Origin of the sequence: Pseudidiomarina tainanensis, assembly GCF_900115255.1 — a bacterium.
GTDB classification, from domain to species: Bacteria; Pseudomonadota; Gammaproteobacteria; order Enterobacterales; family Alteromonadaceae; genus Pseudidiomarina; species Pseudidiomarina tainanensis.
The window spans coordinates 185,590-202,627 of sequence record NZ_FOYU01000003.1; the positions used below are offsets into that span (position 1 = coordinate 185,590).

The 17,038-nt window shown below is 47.1% G+C and carries 18 protein-coding genes; 7 read left to right on the forward strand and 11 right to left on the reverse strand.

Going from position 1 to position 17,038, the window contains the following annotated elements:
- Nucleotides 1-5: 5 nt before the first annotated feature.
- On the reverse strand, nt 6-1,016 hold the full coding sequence (locus tag BM292_RS09465; protein ID WP_092857939.1) for a GGDEF domain-containing protein: 1,011 nt from the start codon (nt 1,014-1,016) through the stop codon (nt 6-8).
- 16 nt (nt 1,017-1,032) lie between these two features.
- Nucleotides 1,033-2,046: a GGDEF domain-containing protein gene (locus BM292_RS09470; RefSeq protein ID WP_092857941.1), complete on the reverse strand. Its 1,014-nt coding sequence runs from the start codon at nt 2,044-2,046 to the stop codon at nt 1,033-1,035.
- Between the two features lie 122 nt (nt 2,047-2,168).
- Between BM292_RS09470 and BM292_RS09475 the strand changes: the two genes are divergently transcribed.
- Both BM292_RS09475 and BM292_RS09480 read left to right on the forward strand, forming a co-directional pair.
- Nucleotides 2,169-2,717, forward strand: a complete 549-nt coding sequence (locus BM292_RS09475; RefSeq protein WP_092857943.1) for a hydrolase — start codon at nt 2,169-2,171, stop codon at nt 2,715-2,717.
- Between the two features lie 202 nt (nt 2,718-2,919).
- Nucleotides 2,920-3,126 carry a cold-shock protein gene (locus tag BM292_RS09480; RefSeq protein ID WP_055439451.1) on the forward strand — a complete coding sequence of 69 codons (207 nt, stop codon included), beginning with the start codon at nt 2,920-2,922 and terminating at the stop codon, nt 3,124-3,126.
- 36 nt (nt 3,127-3,162) lie between these two features.
- On the opposite strand, the gene BM292_RS09485 is transcribed toward BM292_RS09480, so the two are convergent.
- Together BM292_RS09485 and cysE are read right to left on the reverse strand one after the other, a co-directional pair.
- A complete protein-coding gene (locus tag BM292_RS09485) occupies nt 3,163-4,359 on the reverse strand; it encodes a tetratricopeptide repeat protein (protein WP_092857945.1) in 1,197 nt (398 codons plus the stop codon).
- 76 nt (nt 4,360-4,435) lie between these two features.
- Nucleotides 4,436-5,251, reverse strand: a complete 816-nt coding sequence (gene cysE, locus BM292_RS09490) for a serine O-acetyltransferase (RefSeq protein WP_092857947.1) — start codon at nt 5,249-5,251, stop codon at nt 4,436-4,438.
- A gap of 169 nt (nt 5,252-5,420) precedes the next feature.
- Here cysE and BM292_RS09495 point away from each other — a divergent pair, with 169 nt between their 5' ends.
- Nucleotides 5,421-6,695, forward strand: a complete 1,275-nt coding sequence (locus BM292_RS09495) for a metal-dependent hydrolase family protein (protein WP_092857949.1) — start codon at nt 5,421-5,423, stop codon at nt 6,693-6,695.
- A gap of 1 nt (nt 6,696) precedes the next feature.
- Here the strand turns inward: BM292_RS09495 and BM292_RS09500 are convergent, their stop codons facing one another.
- The 3 genes from BM292_RS09500 to BM292_RS09510 all read right to left on the reverse strand — a co-directional run bounded on the left by BM292_RS09500 (nt 6,697) and on the right by BM292_RS09510 (nt 8,836).
- Complete coding sequence (locus BM292_RS09500) at nt 6,697-7,161, reverse strand: DUF2489 domain-containing protein (protein WP_092857951.1); 465 nt, start codon at nt 7,159-7,161, stop codon at nt 6,697-6,699.
- Nucleotides 7,148-7,675, reverse strand: coding sequence for a Der GTPase-activating protein YihI (yihI, locus tag BM292_RS09505; RefSeq protein ID WP_092857953.1), 528 nt, complete (start codon nt 7,673-7,675; stop codon nt 7,148-7,150). The genes BM292_RS09500 and yihI overlap by 14 nt, the downstream gene beginning before the upstream one ends.
- Nucleotides 7,676-8,209: 534 nt before the next feature.
- Complete coding sequence (locus tag BM292_RS09510; protein ID WP_092857955.1) at nt 8,210-8,836, reverse strand: c-type cytochrome; 627 nt, start codon at nt 8,834-8,836, stop codon at nt 8,210-8,212.
- Nucleotides 8,837-8,952: 116 nt separating this feature from the next.
- On the opposite strand from BM292_RS09510, the gene yihA reads away from it, so the two are divergent.
- Together yihA and BM292_RS09520 are read left to right on the forward strand one after the other, a co-directional pair.
- The gene (gene yihA / locus BM292_RS09515) at nt 8,953-9,591 is read left to right on the forward strand and encodes a ribosome biogenesis GTP-binding protein YihA/YsxC (RefSeq protein ID WP_092857957.1); all 639 of its coding nucleotides are present in this window, start codon (nt 8,953-8,955) and stop codon (nt 9,589-9,591) included.
- Nucleotides 9,578-10,489 carry a DMT family transporter gene (locus BM292_RS09520; protein ID WP_092857959.1) on the forward strand — a complete coding sequence of 304 codons (912 nt, stop codon included), beginning with the start codon at nt 9,578-9,580 and terminating at the stop codon, nt 10,487-10,489. Before yihA ends, BM292_RS09520 begins: the two co-directional genes overlap by 14 nt.
- A gap of 184 nt (nt 10,490-10,673) precedes the next feature.
- Here BM292_RS09520 and polA read toward each other — a convergent pair whose 3' ends face one another.
- Nucleotides 10,674-13,451 (reverse strand): DNA polymerase I, encoded by a 2,778-nt coding sequence (gene polA, locus BM292_RS09525; RefSeq protein ID WP_092858251.1) that lies wholly within the window; start codon nt 13,449-13,451, stop codon nt 10,674-10,676.
- Between the two features lie 500 nt (nt 13,452-13,951).
- Here polA and BM292_RS09530 point away from each other — a divergent pair, with 500 nt between their 5' ends.
- A complete protein-coding gene (locus tag BM292_RS09530) occupies nt 13,952-14,272 on the forward strand; it encodes a hypothetical protein (protein WP_092857961.1) in 321 nt (106 codons plus the stop codon).
- A 3-nt stretch (nt 14,273-14,275) separates the two neighbouring features.
- Here BM292_RS09530 and aroE read toward each other — a convergent pair whose 3' ends face one another.
- Entirely contained in the window at nt 14,276-15,100 is an 825-nt protein-coding gene (gene aroE, locus BM292_RS09535; RefSeq protein WP_092857963.1) for a shikimate dehydrogenase, read from the reverse strand.
- Between aroE and BM292_RS09540 the strand changes: the two genes are divergently transcribed.
- Complete coding sequence (locus BM292_RS09540) at nt 15,099-15,506, forward strand: group II truncated hemoglobin (RefSeq protein ID WP_092857965.1); 408 nt, start codon at nt 15,099-15,101, stop codon at nt 15,504-15,506. The genes aroE and BM292_RS09540 overlap by 2 nt on opposite strands.
- Here the strand turns inward: BM292_RS09540 and hemF are convergent.
- Together hemF and tsaC are read right to left on the reverse strand one after the other, a co-directional pair.
- Nucleotides 15,503-16,420 carry an oxygen-dependent coproporphyrinogen oxidase gene (gene hemF / locus BM292_RS09545; protein ID WP_092857967.1) on the reverse strand — a complete coding sequence of 306 codons (918 nt, stop codon included), beginning with the start codon at nt 16,418-16,420 and terminating at the stop codon, nt 15,503-15,505. The genes BM292_RS09540 and hemF overlap by 4 nt on opposite strands.
- 2 nt (nt 16,421-16,422) lie before the next feature.
- A complete protein-coding gene (gene tsaC, locus BM292_RS09550) occupies nt 16,423-16,989 on the reverse strand; it encodes an L-threonylcarbamoyladenylate synthase type 1 TsaC (RefSeq protein ID WP_092857969.1) in 567 nt (188 codons plus the stop codon).
- Nucleotides 16,990-17,038 lie beyond the last annotated feature (49 nt).

Genomic DNA, 17,038 nt, shown 5'->3' on the forward strand with positions numbered 1-17,038 from the left:
CAAATTTATTGCGCAATTCTCAATCGATTTCGCCCCTGACTCTTGGCTTTATCCATTGCTGCATCAGCACGTTCTAGCCACTGCCCCCAGTCTTGCCCTTTGCGCCACTCCGCCACACCAGCACTAGCCGTCACTGTGGTCATCATGCTTTTGACTGAGAATGGTTCGTGCCGCAGGCTATCTAACATTTCACCGGTCATTTCAGCTGCTTGCTTCAGTGGTGTGTTGGGGAAAATAACTAAAAATTCTGCGCCACCGTGCCGTATCATCACATCATTTTTGCGGCAAAACCGAGCCAACCGAACGGCCGTTTCTTTCAATACGGCATCGCCAAACATATAGCCAAATTTGTCATTCACGTTTTTGAACGAATCGAGATCAAGCAGCATGGCGCTAACGGGTTGTTGATTGCGCTTTGCACGCTCTAACTCAGTTTGCATCATTTCAGCCACATAATCACGGCGATAAAATCCGGTTAACGGGTCGGTGGCATACAATTTCGATAGATTGCGCTGCATGTAGCTCATCATGACTAAAAAGACTGCGCCAACGCCAATCAAAACGAGCATAGAAAGCGCAATTCGCCATGCGTATTCAAACGGTAAAAATTGGTACATCACCGCCGCAAATAACGCGTAAATAAGCATAATCACGAGCACAAAGATGGTGCGATCAAACATGAAAAATACCATGGCAAGTACTGGATACATCCAATACACACCCATCATGCCCGATGATTTCATTGATACGCTAACTAACGTACCGAGTGCGCAGATAAAGAGGAAGTTAATCCACTGCGGGGCTAATTCATTGCGGTAAATCACCCCCGTGAGAATAAATGCTAAAGCCACGCTTACTAAAGCACCAGACTCCAACCAGCGCGATTCCGTTGCCAATACCCCCGCGAGGACAGCAATCACAATGCCAACACCAAAATAGATGGTACGCATTGCTACCAAGCGAAATTGTTGCCATAAGTTCAATGATAATGAGGGAGCTGCTGCCGTCGAGTTCATGAATATCCGTTCTCAATTAAGCCGTTGGGGTGTAACTTTCTGCTTTACACACTTGATTGCGACCTTTGCGCTTCGCTTCAAGTAAAGCAGTATCTGCCGTATTTATCCATTCTGCCCAAGTTTGTTCCGCGCGTAACTGCGCAACCCCTATACTGACCGTGAGGTGTGCTTGCGCATCTTTTCCATCAAACGGGTTGTTGGCAACATTTAAGCGCAACTTTTCCGCAACTTTTACAGCTTCTTCAAGTTCAGTTTCGGGCATAACCACCAAAAACTCCTCACCACCGACGCGAAATAACTGATCGTTAATGCGTAACGTTTTCTTCAACCGCGCCGCTAACTGCTTCAACATTTGGTCACCAAAGAGATGGCCATGTTTGTCGTTGAGAAGTTTAAAATGATCTAAGTCCAGCATGATTAAACTTGCTGGTCGATGATATCGGCGGAAGTTATGAATTAACTGACTCAAGACGTTATTGACGCGATGGCGATTCTGCAACCCAGTAAGCGTGTCGGTAACCACCAATTGGTGTAGAAGTTTCTGCATACGCCCAAGCATCACCACAAACACACCACCGAGAACCAGAATAACGAGCAGCGAGGCCGCAATACGCCAGGCGTCGCCGCTCGGCATGTAAAGTACAGCCGCCATACTCATCACTATGGTTACAGCAGATGCTAAGGCAATGGCATAACCATCACGAAACATAAAAAAGCTAGCGACTAACAATGGGTAGGCCCAGTACACACCTAATGTGCCATTATTTCGAATCGAAACAACACAGATAGCGGTAAGTAACGCCATGAAAATTACGCGCCAAAAATCGGGAATGCGCTGGCGACGATAAGAATAAGCAATAACACCGAGAACTGCGGCGGCAGCAAACATGATTACCGCTTGTAGATAATGTGCTAGCCAGAGCTGCGCGCCGGCTAATAATAATTGCGTAATAGCACCTGCCCACACGATGTTGCGGGTGACTTTGTTACGAAAGCTCTGCAGTAGAGCATCGGCGGATTGATTCGGCATGGCCAGCGTCCTTCTGACTTTCCCTGTTACGTTGCCTGTGTGGTCAAAGTATCGCCAAGCATTAGGAATAGCAATCACTTTGCGGCATAATTCATTTAATTTGATTCAACGGAGTTTTCACCATGCTGATGAAAGCAGACCAAAGCGTACTTGTTATTGTTGATGCACAAGAAAAACTGGCACCGGTTATTCACCAACGCGACCAACTGATTGCGCGTATGCGGTGGCTTGGCGAAATAGCGAACGAATTAGATGTTCCTGTGCTGGTAACGGAACAATACCCGAAAGGACTTGGCATTAGTGTTGATGACCTCTCTGGTGTGATTGAGAATGCGCAAGTTATTGAGAAATTGCATTTCAGCGCCGTGCAAGAACCTAATTTTGTAAATGCGATTAACGAAATTAATCGCTCACAAGTCATATTGATGGGTATGGAAACGCACGTGTGCATTTTGCAAACTGCGCTCGATTTAATTGCCGATGACTACCAGGTATTCGTGGTGGAAGATGCTGTTGGCTCGCGCCGAGATAGCGACAAACAAACGGCATTAAAACGTATGCGCCAAGAAGGCGTGGTGATTATTTCATCAGAAATGGCGGCCTACGAATGGTTATATCGTTCAGGAACTGACCAGTTCCGGCACATCACTAAGAACTGGATACGCGGCTAAACCCCTTATAAGCGTTAATAAATCTTTAATTGACAGGGGGTAGGATCAGCGTATACTGGCCGTCGCTAGAAAAATTCGGCTGTCTAATTGTGGCCTGTTACGAAGTCAATTGCTGTACCTCGTTTTGTAAGTCCCCAAGTAATACACGTAATTTTTATTAGCAATACCCTAGATTTTCACATGCAATACGAGGAATCACAGCATGTCTACAGTAACTGGTAAAGTAAAATTCTTTAACGAAGCTAAAGGTTTCGGTTTCATCGAGCAAGAGCAAGGCGCAGACGTATTCGTACATTTCTCTGCTATCCAATCAGACGGTTTCAAAACCTTAGCTGAAGGCCAAACTGTTCAGTTCACTATCGAACAAGGTCCTAAAGGCCCACAGGCTTCTAACGTAGTTCCTATGTAATTACGTTTCTTCTAGCGAAGAATTCCCAAAAGCCGCTCAATCGAGCGGCTTTTTTTGTGCCTGTTCTTGATAGCTGTACCAACCGGTTTTAAACCGACCTTTGGTTGCTGACATGCGTGCTTCACGTAAACCTTTGTCAAGAATACGACGCGCTTGTTGTGTTTCACCTTGGGCGACATAGACGCGTGCTTGTCCCCAGTAAGCTTCATGCACATAAGGTGCCTGTTTTGCCGCCTTCCGGTACATCATCATCGCAGTTTCTAACTGATTTTGCTCAAATGCTGCGTCGCCTAACGCAATCCAGACGTATGGATTTGCCTCTGGTATCGATTGGATGCGCTGTTCAAGCTCAGCCACTAAATCAGTTCGCTGCTGACGCTTTGCAAGCGCTTGGTAATTGTGCAACACGTTAAGATTGTCAGCATCCAAACTTAATGCATAGCTAAATAGTTGTTCGGCACTCCGGCTATCCTGTTTACGGCCATGCAACAGCCCCAAGATATTGATGACTTCACTATCTTTAGGCGTGTATTTTAACGCTTCACTAGCGTAAGCGTAGGCATCATCAATACGACCATCAACCATCAATTCAGCGGCACGATTACGATAATACAGCGCGAGAAACTGGGTGTCGGTAATCATCTCCGCATTTTGTGATGCTGAAGACGGAAAATAATCCACCACCACCCAGGCGCGCTTCAACAGAGTATTGTTTTCGTTATCTTGGCTAGCTTCATACGGCTTGTACAAGCGCGCACGGACATGATCAGAAACCAACACCACATTATTATTGCGATCAAACACTGGGGCATTAGTGACGCGCTGGAATTTTATTTCCACTGCAACTAAATCAGCCAAACTCTTCGTCAATATCGCCAAGGCCATACAGTTACCGGCGCTTAGTGCAAAGGCTTCGCTAGCGGTATAGGTTTGCTCTTTATAATTAAACCCAAAGGTTAAATCATGCAGATATGCACTAATGCGTTCATGTTCTGGTAAATCGCTTAGGCGCCCGTTGTAATCAAGCAAGAAGTCGTGCTGTTGCGAAGTCGTTAGGGCAAATAATTGCTGGGCCGAAACAACAGATTGTTGTGGCGCAAATAACGCACTATTCAAACTCGGCATTTGCGCGTTTTGATGGCGTTCTATCAATGAATTCATTGCTGCTTGGCTGCTACAACCGGCCAGCACTGACAGTGATAAAACGGTGAGTAGTGTTTTTGCTAGCTTCATGATTACCTCCGCTAGCAACTGGATATCGTCAAGAGTGAGTCGCCATAACCTGCTCGACTAATGCTGCCCTCTTTTTTTACTGTTTTTCCTGCTGCTTCTCTTGCTGACGACGTTCAGCTGCTTCCTGTTCTGCTTGAAGGAAGTCCATATCGTCTAAATCTACATCCGGTATTTCTTCACATACATTACCGCCAAGCTTGTTAACCGCGCAACATAAATCGCTCACTTTTTGGTCAAGCAAGTGTACGTGATCTAACATCCGACCGATCGCAGTTGCGACAGGATCGGGGTTGTCTGCGGAAATGGCATATGCATCAAAACCGTACTGTTTCGCAATTTCTTGCCGACGCTTCGTTACTTCTGAGGTTTCTGATGTGGCAGCACTGCGCGCAACACGGGCCGGTATGCCGACCACGGTTACTTCGGCGGGAACATCTTTCACCACCACGGCATTAGAGCCAATGCGTGCGTTTTCACCAATCACTAACGGGCCAAGTACTTTAGCGCCGGCACCAATGACAACGCCGTTGCCAAGCGTCGGATGGCGTTTGCCCTGATTCCAACTGGTACCGCCGAGTGTAACACCATGATAGATAGTGACATCATCACCAATTTCAGCTGTTTCACCAATCACCACACCCATCCCGTGATCGATGAAGAAACGGCGTCCGATTTTCGCACCTGGATGAATTTCGACACCGGTGAGCCAACGCGAAATCGTCGATACAAAACGCGCCAGCCAATACCAACGCCACGTCCACAGCTTATGACTCAAGCGGTGCCACCAAATGGCATGCAGCCCTGGATAGGTGGTGAGCACTTCAAAAGCATTTCGCGCCGCAGGATCGCGGGCAAAAACACTTTGGATATCTTCTCGAACGCGTTTGAACATGAAATGTACTGCCTAATCGGTGTCATTAAGAGCGGTATTATACCAAGATTTAATCATCGTTGCGTCAGTTCACTCAGTTTAAGCGGTTAAATGCTCACCGGTTCGTTGCCGATACAGCAATTACTCGCTACTGTGTTGACTATAGCAAAAATAAAACGAGGTAAATCACATGCGGAAATTATTAGCAGTATCTGTGGCGTTAGGCTTGGCTTCAACAGCTCATGCCGACACGCTTATTTATGCGGGTACCTTAATTGATGGTACTCAAGCGAATCCTAAAGCTGAGATGACTGTCGTAATTGATGCAGGCACCATTAAAGCGATCGAAAAAGGTTTTAAACAACCGCAACAAGGCGACGTGGTGATCGACCGTCGAGACGGCACGGTGATGCCTGGTTTCATTGATATGCACACGCACTTAACCTCACAGCTCGGCCCTGGTAGCTATATGAATAAATTTACCAAAGGTGCGCCGGATGTGACTTTAGATGCCGTTAATTATGCTCGGAAAACTTTGATGGCTGGGTTCACGACAGTTCGTGATTTAGGTGATTCATACAATGCGAGTATCGCGCTGCGTAACGCTGTGAATGCCGGTAAAGTGATTGGCCCACGTATTTATACTGCAGGTAAATCGCTCGCAACCACCGGTGGTCACGCTGACCCAACCAATGGCGCACATGCTGGTTTATACGAAACGCCAACACCAGCGGATGGTGTTCTTAACGGCCCATACGAAGCTCGTCAAGCCGTTCGCGCTCGTTATCAAGACGGCTCAGATTTGATCAAGCTAACCGTGACTGGTGGTGTTCTAAGCGTTGCCAAAAGTGGTCATAACCCGCAGTTCATGATGGATGAGCTAAAGGCCGTTGTTGATACTGCAAAAGATTATGAAATGAAGGTCACAGTACACGCGCATGGTAAAGAAGGCATGCTTCGCGCTATTGAAGCCGGTGTTGATTCCATTGAGCACGGCACTTATATGGACGAAGAAGTCATGCGTGCCATGAAGAAAAAGGGCGTGTATTACGTGCCAACAATTACGGCCGGACGCTCGGTTGCTGATCGTGCCAAAATTGATGGCTTCTTCCCAGAGTTAGTGCGTCCAAAAGCTGCGGCAATTGGTCCAAAGATTCAAAGTACGTTCGCTGAAGCCTACAAAGCTGGTGTTAAAATCGCCTTTGGTACTGATGCCGGTGTCTACGATCATGGCGAAAACTATCGCGAGTTTATTTACATGGTCGAAGCCGGTATGCCGCCATTAGTTGCTATTCGCAGTGCAACCGCAGAAGCTTCCAAACTTCTTGGCGTGACGGATATAGGTACGATTGAAGTGGGTAAACGTGCCGATGTGGTTGCCGTACAGGGAAATCCGTTGAACGATATCTCCCTGCTTAGCAATATCAATTTGGTAGTGAAAGACGGTACTGTTTACAAACAATAACCTAAGCGAAATCTTTTAAGAGCTGGCGGACGTCTTGTAAAATGACGTTCTCCAGCTCTTTTTCGTAGCCCTCTCGCTCATTGTCCATTTTGCGAATTTCAGCTTTTGGATACTGCTTGCGCGCCTCATGAGTCGGCATGTGCTTTATCCGTTCATACATATCGTGTAACGACGGATACTTTTTAGCATAACCGGCTTGCGTAGACTCGACGCGTAAATCAAGCAATACCACCAAGCGCAACGCGCCCTCGGACAACGGGCATTGTCTCTGCTCCATCGCCTTAGCAATTGTGACAATACTTTCGTGTAGGTTTTCATTTCGCTTTGCCAAAGCTTGGTCGCGACGCTGGTTTTGCGCCTTTAGTTGCGCCAGCAAACGCCCAGCATAAAAAGCTAGGCCAACAATAATGACACTGCCTAAAGCAATGGCAAACCACACCCACACTGGAAAGTTAGCTTCTGTCATCGTCATCCTCAAAGTCGTCATCGAAGTCTAAGTCGTCGAAATCGTCATCTTCGCCGTCATCCAGCTCAATACCGAGTTGTTCGGCAAGCTGTGCGAATCTCTCAGTACGCTCTTCCATGTACTTTGTATCACTGGCATTAAGCGTTTCGCCGTCTTCTGCGCGTTCTAGTAGCGCTTGGAGACGCTCGTCGTTCTCAATAGCGGCTAGTTCAGCCAGCGCGGCTTTACGATCAAAGCTAGGCTGCTGCACAACAGGTGTTGCTTGATTTGGGTCGACGAGAGTAATTGGCTTCTTACTACCATGACGCGGGTCTTGTGGTTGCTGTTTACCACCTGCGCCCTGACCTTTCGTCTGATTTGACGGCAGATTAAAACGACTACCTGGCTTACGCCCTTTGGTTTTGTGCGTCGGTTTCTGCGGTGCTGATTTTGCCTTCGGTTGCTCCCAATCCTTTTGAACTTTTTTGGCTGGAGCAAGCGGGCCGGTTTTGCGGGTTTTCTTGACGCGTGTCATGTGTGTTTCCAGAACAGTTAAATTGAATACGTTGGCTTAAGCTTATTATGCTTGCAAACGTCTCGCATAGTTTAACTGATCTAGCAGGCAATAAAAAAGGCGATGTTGCCATCGCCTGATTTATTCTCATTCTTTCACACAGCGCACGTGCGATTTCGAGAACGGTTGTCATTATCTTCCATGTTTTTAATTATAACGTCCGTGAGTCTTTTATTATTATTGTTATTATCTAAGCGCATTAACCGAGCTCTATTATTTTTATTCTGCTTGGTTAAAAGTCGGCCTCCTGGCCGTGTTGTTATTCCCTGGATTTTAAATCTGATTACTGGCGAAGCCTTATAATATGTGGCTTCCCGAAAATCCAATGGCATTCAGAGTACTGATTCGTGCCGAATTATCAATGATTATTATGTTCTAAAAACAAAAATCTTTATAACTTTTTAGACAAACCCGCTATTTTCAAAGGATTTTCTTACATTTTTTTGCAACAAAAAAACAAAAAAGGCAGCTTTCGCTGCCTTTCTAATCGCTTGATTAATACAAGCCTTGAATATATTGAGATAAAATTTCGATATCTTTATCGGTTAGCTTGCTCGCTACATCACGCATCATATTGTTCATGTCGTTAGCGCGCTCGCCACTACGGAATAATTCAAGCTGTTGCTTGGTATATGCAGCGTGTTGACCTGAAATATTTGGGAAGTTAGCTAACGCCATGCCGTCGCCGCGCGGACCGTGACATGCTGCACAAGCGGCGATACCGCGAGACTCATCGCCTGCTGCAAACAATTTCTTACCTGCAGCAATCACGTCTTCTGGTGCTGCACCACCTTCCATTTCTTGTGACGCAAAATATGCCGCTAAGTCAGCCATATCTTGTTCACTGAGCATCATCACTTGGCCCTGCATGATCGCGTTAGCACGACCTTGCTCACCGCCAGTATCTGCAGCGAGTTTATAATCTTTCAGTTGCTTCAACAGGTAGCTTTCGTGCTGACCAGCAATTTTCGGATACATATCAGATGCCGCATTACCATCCGGCCCGTGACACGCAGCACATACTGCGGATTTCTGTTGTCCTGCTTCCGCATCGCCAGTTGCTGCCATGGCAATACCAGTTAAGCCAAGGTACAGGCCTACGAACATTGCGATTTTTTTCATGATCGATATCTCTGCTCTGGGTAGTTGTAACAGACGCTATTTTACACAAAAGTTGTAAGGATTAAACGTCTAATCATGCTACTATGTGGTTTCAAATGAGGTCGCCTAATACGTTTATGAATACCACGTTAAACTTTCAGCCCACAAAATTTATCACGAGTGCCGCAAATATTCGACAATTGCCTGAAGATTCAGGGGTCGAAATCGCTTTTGCGGGGCGTTCGAATGCCGGGAAATCCAGTGCATTAAACACCATCACCCGCCAAAAAGCTCTCGCGCGCACCAGTAAAACACCGGGGCGAACGCAGCTTATTAACGTTTTTGAGGTGCAACCGAATAAACGTTTAATCGATTTGCCAGGCTATGGCTACGCCAAAGTTCCACTTGAGGTGAAAGAAAAGTGGAACCTCGCTCTGAGTGAATATTTACAAAAACGTCAGTCACTGCGCGGTCTCGTATTATTGATGGATATCCGCCATCCGTACCGTGATACCGATCAGGATTTACTGCATTGGGCAACCGATTGCGGTATTCCGGTGTTGGTATTGCTGACAAAAGCCGACAAGTTAAAGCCAAGCCAACGTAAAAGCACGTTACTGCAAGCACGCGAAGCAGCGCTGGTGTTTGGTGACGGTGTGCAAGTAGAGATGTTTTCCTCGCACAACAAAATCGGCCTTCCGCAAGTTGAAGTCATTCTCTCTAACTGGCTCAACACGCCAGCAGACGCAACGGTTAACACCGATGCAGCAGAATGAAACGCCACCATTAAAAGCTTGGTTATTACTATTGCTGCTCGCTATGATTTGGGGCAGCTCGTTTATTTTGATCAAAAAAGGTCTGATTGCATTTCGGCCTGATCAACTCGCGGCTATTCGCATTGCCTCAGCGGGCTTTGTGCTGTTGCCGTTTTTAATGCAACGTTTTAAAACCGTTCAACGTCACCACTGGCCGAAGCTCATTTCCGTGGGTTTAGTGGGTAGTTTTATCCCGGCTTTTTTATTTGCTTTTGCTCAAACAGAGCTACCGAGCGGTGTGACTGGTGTGCTTAATACCTTTACTCCGTTGGCCACGTTGTTGATAGGCGTACTCGTTTTTCATCAAATCGTCGTGGTACAGCAATGGATTGGGGTTTTGATAGGCTTGGCAGGTACGGTTATTTTGATTACCGCTAATGCGAGTGGTGAATTTCAATTCAATACTTACGCTTTGCTAATTGTTGTGGCAACGATTTGCTACGGCATAAATCTTAACCTGATTAAGCATCATATACCTGATTTAGGCGCGCTCACGATTACTGGGGTTAGTCTGTTTCTCGTGGCTCCTCCGGCATTAGTTTATTTGCTATTCGCTACACCGTTTATTGAGCAACTCGGAACCCAGCCCGACGCATACTTCTCGCTCTCGGCCATTTTAATCCTCGGTGTTGTCGGCACGGCAATGGCATTGGTAATTTTTAATACCGTCGTAAAAATGACAGATACCACATTCACAAGCTCTGTTACTTATCTCATTCCGATTGTTGCATTAATACTCGGGGTCATTGATGGTGAGCCGTTCTTGGTTGAGCACGCTGTTGGCATGGCGGCTATTTTAGCGGGTGTATTTATTGCGAATCGCCGCGCTCGAAAACCTCGCGTTGCACCGACCGCATAAACGTTTGGGCTATAGAAAGAAAAAGCCCGGCATGAAGCCGGGCAAAAGTTCTTACAATCCAGGGAGAGAACATCTCAGAAAGGTAATGACAAACGAACTCGATTCGTTTAATGCGCCTTTCACTGATTCAGACTGGCTGTTCAAAAAATAGTTCAAAAAATTTTTCATTTTTCTGAAATTATTTTTAGTGCGCCTCGTCCCAGTTGTTCCCAACACCTGCTTCGGCAATTAACGGCACCTTAAGTTCCGCGGCTTGCTCCATGATCTCGGCAAGCTTTTGCTGATATTCGGACACTTTGTCATCTCGTACTTCAAAAACCAATTCATCGTGCACTTGCATGATCATATGCACATCTTCTTTAGGTACCTGTGTATTAATGTAGTCCGCCACAGCAATCATGGCGCGCTTAATAATATCAGCTGCTGTTCCTTGCATAGGTGCGTTGATTGCCGCTCGCTCAGCCGCCTTACGACGCATCCCGTTCTGCGACTTAATCTCTGGAAGTTGCAAACGGCGCCCATAAATTGTTTCAACGTAACCGTCACGCTTCGCTTGCGCTCGGGTGTCTTCCATGTACTTCAATACGCCTGGGAATCGGTCAAAATATTTATCCATATAATCTTGTGCTTCTTGGCGAGGAATATCGAGCTGACGCGCAAGCCCAAACGCAGACATACCGTAAATCAGACCAAAGTTAACCGCTTTGGCACGGCGGCGTTGTTCACTCGTGACCTGCTCTAATGCCACACCAAACACCTCTGAGGCTGTCGCTTTGTGAATGTCTCTACCTTTTGAGAACGCTTCAACCAGCGCTGGGTCTTGCGACAGATGTGCCATAATGCGCAACTCAATTTGGCTATAGTCAATCGCCATAATCTTATAACCGGCCGGCGCAGTAAAAGCCTGGCGAACACGGCGCCCCGCTTCAGTACGAATCGGAATGTTCTGGAGGTTCGGATCGCTCGATGACAACCGCCCGGTCGCTGTGACTGCTTGGTGATATGAGGTATGGATGCGATGCGTGCGCGGATTGACCATTTTCGGTAACTTGTCCGTGTACGTTGACTTCAGTTTACTCAATCCGCGATGACGCATAATGACATCCGGTAGCGGATAATCGAGTGCTAATTCTTGTAACACCTCTTCGGCCGTTGAAGGTGCACCCTTTGGCGTTTTTTTCAGCACTGGTAATTGCAGTTTGTCGAACAAAATCGTCTGTAATTGCTTGGTTGAACTCAGATTAAATTCCTCACCAGCAATGTCGTAAGCTTTTTTCTCGAGCTGCTGCAGCTCCATTGCGATTTCATGACTCTGTTTTGCCAGTAACGGGGCGTCAATTTGTACCCCACGCTGCTCCATATCTACCAGCACCGGTAATAAGGGCAGCTCAATGGTTTGCAGAACATTCAATAACGACTTCGCTTGGCTTACTTCGTGCCAAAGCTTGTGATGCAGCTGTAAAGTGACATCAGCATCTTCTGCCGCATAAGGGGCGGCTTGATCTAAGCCGATTTGATTAAAGGTTAATTGCTTCGCGCCTTTGCCAGCAATGTCTTCAAACGAAATCGCTTTGTGACCTAAATACTGCAAACTCAAACTGTCCATATCGTGACGCGAGCCAACACTATTAAATACATACGACGCCAGCATGGTGTCGTTATGAATGGCGCCCACACGAATGTTGTAACGGCGCAGTATATGGCTATCGTATTTTAAGTTTTGACCAATTAACTTCGGCTGCTTCGATTCAAGTAGCGGTTTTAGCTGTTCGAGTACCCAAGCACGATCGAGTTGCTCAGGCGCGCCAGGATAATCGTGAGCGACTGGAATGTAACAAGCTTGACCAGGCTTGATGGCAAACGAGAGACCCACGAGTTCAGCTTCCATGTAATTTAAGCTGGTTGTTTCAGTATCAAAAGCGAAGTATTCCGCTTGCTCTAGTTCCTTCAACCAGTGCTTAAAACGCGCTTCGGTCGTCACCGTTTCGTAGTCGTCATGACTCACTGGTGTATCATTATTAGACGCCGTCGGTTGTTCGTGTCCCAACACTTGGTCCGTGACCGCACCTTCATCCATCACTTCTGCTAGCCAACGGCGGAATTCGCACTGTTTATAAAGCTGAATAAGCTCATCTCGATTCGCTGGCTGAATCGTCAGCTGGTCAGGACGCAATTCCAACGGGACATCGAGTTTAATTGTTGCCAACTCGCGCGATAACAACAGAATATCCGTATTTTCGCGAAGCTTATCAGGCATGGTTTTCGCACCACGAAAATCCAACTTAGCGATTGCGTCTGGGTCCGCCAACATCGCATCGATAGACGCCATGCCTTGTAACATTGCTAACGCTGTCTTCTCGCCTACTTTAGGCAATCCTGGAATATTATCTGAGCTGTCTCCCATCAATGACAGGAGATCAATCATCTGCTCTGGCTTCACACCATACTTGGCCACTACACCGTCATAATCCAATAACGTGTCAGTCATGGTGTTAATTAGCATGACGTGATCATTTACTAACTGCGCCATATCTTTATCGCCGGTGCTAATTAGGGTAAATCGCCCCTCTTTTCCCGCTTGCTCGGCTAAAGTGCCAATCACATCATCGGCCTCAACATCATCTATGCACAGTAGCGGAAGCCCGAGCGCTTTGACGATTTGATGCAACGGTTCAATCTGTTGACGCAAATCGTCAGGCATCGGCGGACGATGAGCTTTGTATTCAGCGTAAATTTCATTGCGAAATGTCGTACCCTTGGCATCAAACACCACCGCCATATGCGACGGCTTATATTTTTTCAAAAGGCTTCTGAGCATGTTGACGACACCGTATATTGCACCCGTCGGCTCACCTGCCGAATTGGTCAAGTGCGGGGGCGCATAAAATGCTCGAAATAAATACGATGAACCGTCTACGAGAATGAACGGGTTTTCGGGTACTGATGGTGTTGCTGTTGCCATGGATGCAATCTCAAAATTTGCGACTAAGAATTGCTGTGTAGCATGCCACAGGTTCGCGATCTTCGCCACTTGGCGCCGTTGAGCAAACTGTGAAAAGGCTGTGGATAAGTCTGTTGAAAACGACAAGGCTCACCAGTGAAAGATCATAGATCTCTGGTGACTTAGATTTGATAAACGTCTTGAAAAACAAGGGCTTCGCAGTACATCTGAATCCCTGACAGCGTTTTATTCTTATTTTGGTTCAGTTGTGGAAACTGATTTTTAGCACATACTTGGAAGGTAACGGCGTGCTCTGTCAATTCTAGTTGAATCGAAATAGAAGACTATCACATTAATCGGCGATTGCTAGTGCCAAATGCGATTTTCTTAGAACAATTTTTGCGCGTTATCAAAAAGCCATATGCGTAAAAGGAATCAACATCGTCTTACTTTTTCTATATACTGCTTGTCATAGTTCTTGCAAAAGCAATCTGAACTAGTGTTGAATGAGTACTATCTATATGATGCTAGTTACTGATGAATACTTAACCAAACGTGGCCCCATGGAAATAGAATCGATGAAGTTGACAAAAGATGAGCTGCGCCAACTCGAGGAGTTTGAGCGGCGTCGCATTGCTCTGAACCAGTCGGAGTGGTGGGATCGATTGTCGATGGACCAAAAATTTGGGGTTTATCAGTTACAAAAATTCGGCTTTGACTTAGCCTTTATTCGTAACACCGAAGACGGCCCAACGGCGGTAGTTCGGCGTGGCAGTGAGTTCGCCACGGTCAATCATGAGGGCGACGTCGACCTCAGTCCTGATATTGTTTTGCGCGACTAAACGTCAACCAACGAGCCTTTCACGTATTTCCTGAATAACTTTCTGCGTATCTAGTTCAGCGCCTTCATGCCACATTTGAAATGCCGCGCCTGCTTGTTCAACCAGCATACCTAATCCATCATTCATGACTGAAACGCCGGCTTGCTGTGCTTGCTGCATAAATACGGTTGGTTGTGCGCCGTAAACCATGTCGTAAGCACAGGTAGCATGCGCTAACTCGGTGGGTGCTACGGGAAGTTTCTCACCAGCGAGACTGGCGCTGGTTGCATTAATCACGATCGCTCCGGTTGGAATCGCTAATTCATAAAAGCGACACGCTTGAAGTTTTGAGTTGGCAAACTGTTCAACCAAAATTTGGGCCTTTTCCTCAGTGCGGTTGGCAATGATTAAGCTACTGGGCTCCTGCTCCAGCAAGGGTGCAATGATGCCACGTGCCGCGCCGCCAGCTCCCAAAATAACCACATCGCGGTGAGCAAGAGTCTGCCCTAAATTGCGTTGTAAATCACGAACCAGACCAATTCCATCGGTGTTATCGCCAAGCAATTGGCCGTAGCCTAACGGCACCAAAGTGTTCACAGCACCTGCTTGTTGTGCGCGCGCGGTGACATAAGTGACCAGTTCAAAAGCTTGTTGCTTAAATGGCACGGTGACATTGGCGCCAGCACCACCATGTCGAAAAAACTCTGCAACTGCTCGGCGAAAGCGAGCCTGTGATGTTAAACTACGCGTGTAATTCAGTTCTACCCCGCTCTGCTGAGCAAAGGCTTGGTGTATTTGGGGTGATAAACTATGCGCAATCGGATTCCCAAAGACAGTATATATCGCCATGTTTAACTTCCTTCGTAAGGGCACAGGCCCAAAATCAATTTATGACCAGCTTGGCGGTGAAACAGCAGTTCGCGCCATGGCAGAGAGATTTTATGATGTCATGGAGAGTGACCCACGCGCAAAAGATTTGTTAGCCATTCACCCACAGCCAATGACCGCAATTCGCCAGAAATTTTATGAGTTTTTAAGTGGCTGGTTCGGTGGTCCGCAACTATTCGAAGAAAAGTATGGTCATCCGCGCTTACGTGCTCGTCACATGCCCTTTACCATTGACGTAAAATTGCGCGATCAGTGGTTGCTGTGTATGTACCAAGTGCTTGATGAACAAGTTGACGACGAGTTACTCAAAATGCAACTGCGCCAACGCTTTACGCAATTGGCGCATCATATGATTAATACCGACTAAAGCTCAGTTAACCAGTCACGCGGGCGTAAATAGTCCGTATAAAGTTTTGCTTCGGGGCTGCCTGATTCAGGTTGATAACCATATTCCCAACGCGCTAGCGGCGGCATTGACATGAGTATTGACTCAGTGCGTCCACCCGTTTGCAAACCAAACAGCGTTCCTCTGTCCCAAACGAGGTTGAATTCAACGTAGCGACCGCGACGATACAGCTGAAACTCCCGCTCGCGTTCACCATATGGGGTGTCTTTGCGACGAGCAATAATTGGCAGGTAAGCCTCAAGATAGGCATCACCCACAGCGCGCATAATTGCGAAGCTTTCGTCAAATCCACGCTGGTTTAAATCATCAAAAAATAGGCCACCAACGCCGCGAGTTTCGTCGCGGTGTTTCAGCCAAAAATAATCATCACACCACTTCTTAAACTTAGGATAGAGCTCATCACCAAACGGCTTCAGCGCGTCGTAAGCAACCTGATGCCAGTGTTTGATATCATCATCAAATGGGTAAAACGGGGTGAGATCAAACCCACCCCCAAACCACCAAACCGGCTCAGCACCCTCTTTTTCAGCAATAAAAAAACGAACATTGGCGTGACTAGTGGGTACGTAGGGATTGCGCGGATGCATCACCAAGCTCACCCCGCACGCATTGAAATTTCGTCCGGCAAGCTCTGGTCGGTGTGCGGTTGCCGATGCCGGCATTTGCTCGCCGAAAACATGTGAATAGCCGACGCCACCCTGCTCTAGCACAGCACCATCGCGCAACACGCGCGAGCGACCACCACCGCCACCTGGGCGCTGCCAAGCTTCCTCTTTAAAGGTACTCTTACCGTCAGCTTGCTCAAGTTCATCACAGATTTTGTCTTGCAAACTTTTCAGGTAGTGATTGACCTGTTCTAACATCGAATCATGCATGCTTAATCCCGAATAACCTTGTTCGTCAATGGGTCGATAATCCGCGAAGGTTTCAGTGCACCGCCGGTTGGCGCATCCATGACCCAAGCGATATTGTCGCCAAAGGTTTCGCGCACCTCTGATGCTGTGGTCAGCGCAGGTTGTCCCGAAATATTCGCACTAGTTGAAACAATAGCACTGCCGAGTGCTTTACAGAGCTGGCGAGCGGGTTCATGGGCAGTAACGCGCACAGCGATTTGATCGTGCGCGCCGCGCAACCATTCCGGCACGTTATCTGCCGCTGGTAATAACAGGGTGACTGGGCCCGGCCAATTAGAAAATACGCTGAACCGTTTATCCTGTGGAATTTTATGATCGGCAACAAAACCCACCAATTGACTATAATCGGCGGCGAGTAAGATCAGTCCTTTCTCTTGCGGACGCTGTTTCGCTTGCAGTAATTTATTAACCGCAGCGCCGTTACGCGGGTCACAACCCAAACCAAATACTGCTTCGGTGGGGTACGCCAGCAATTCGCCGCTAGCGAACGCTTGCTTCGCCAATAACCATGGATCTGTTTGTTCAGTCATGTCGGTGGTCTCTTCCAATACTTCAAAATGCCGGATTATTTGTGAAAGT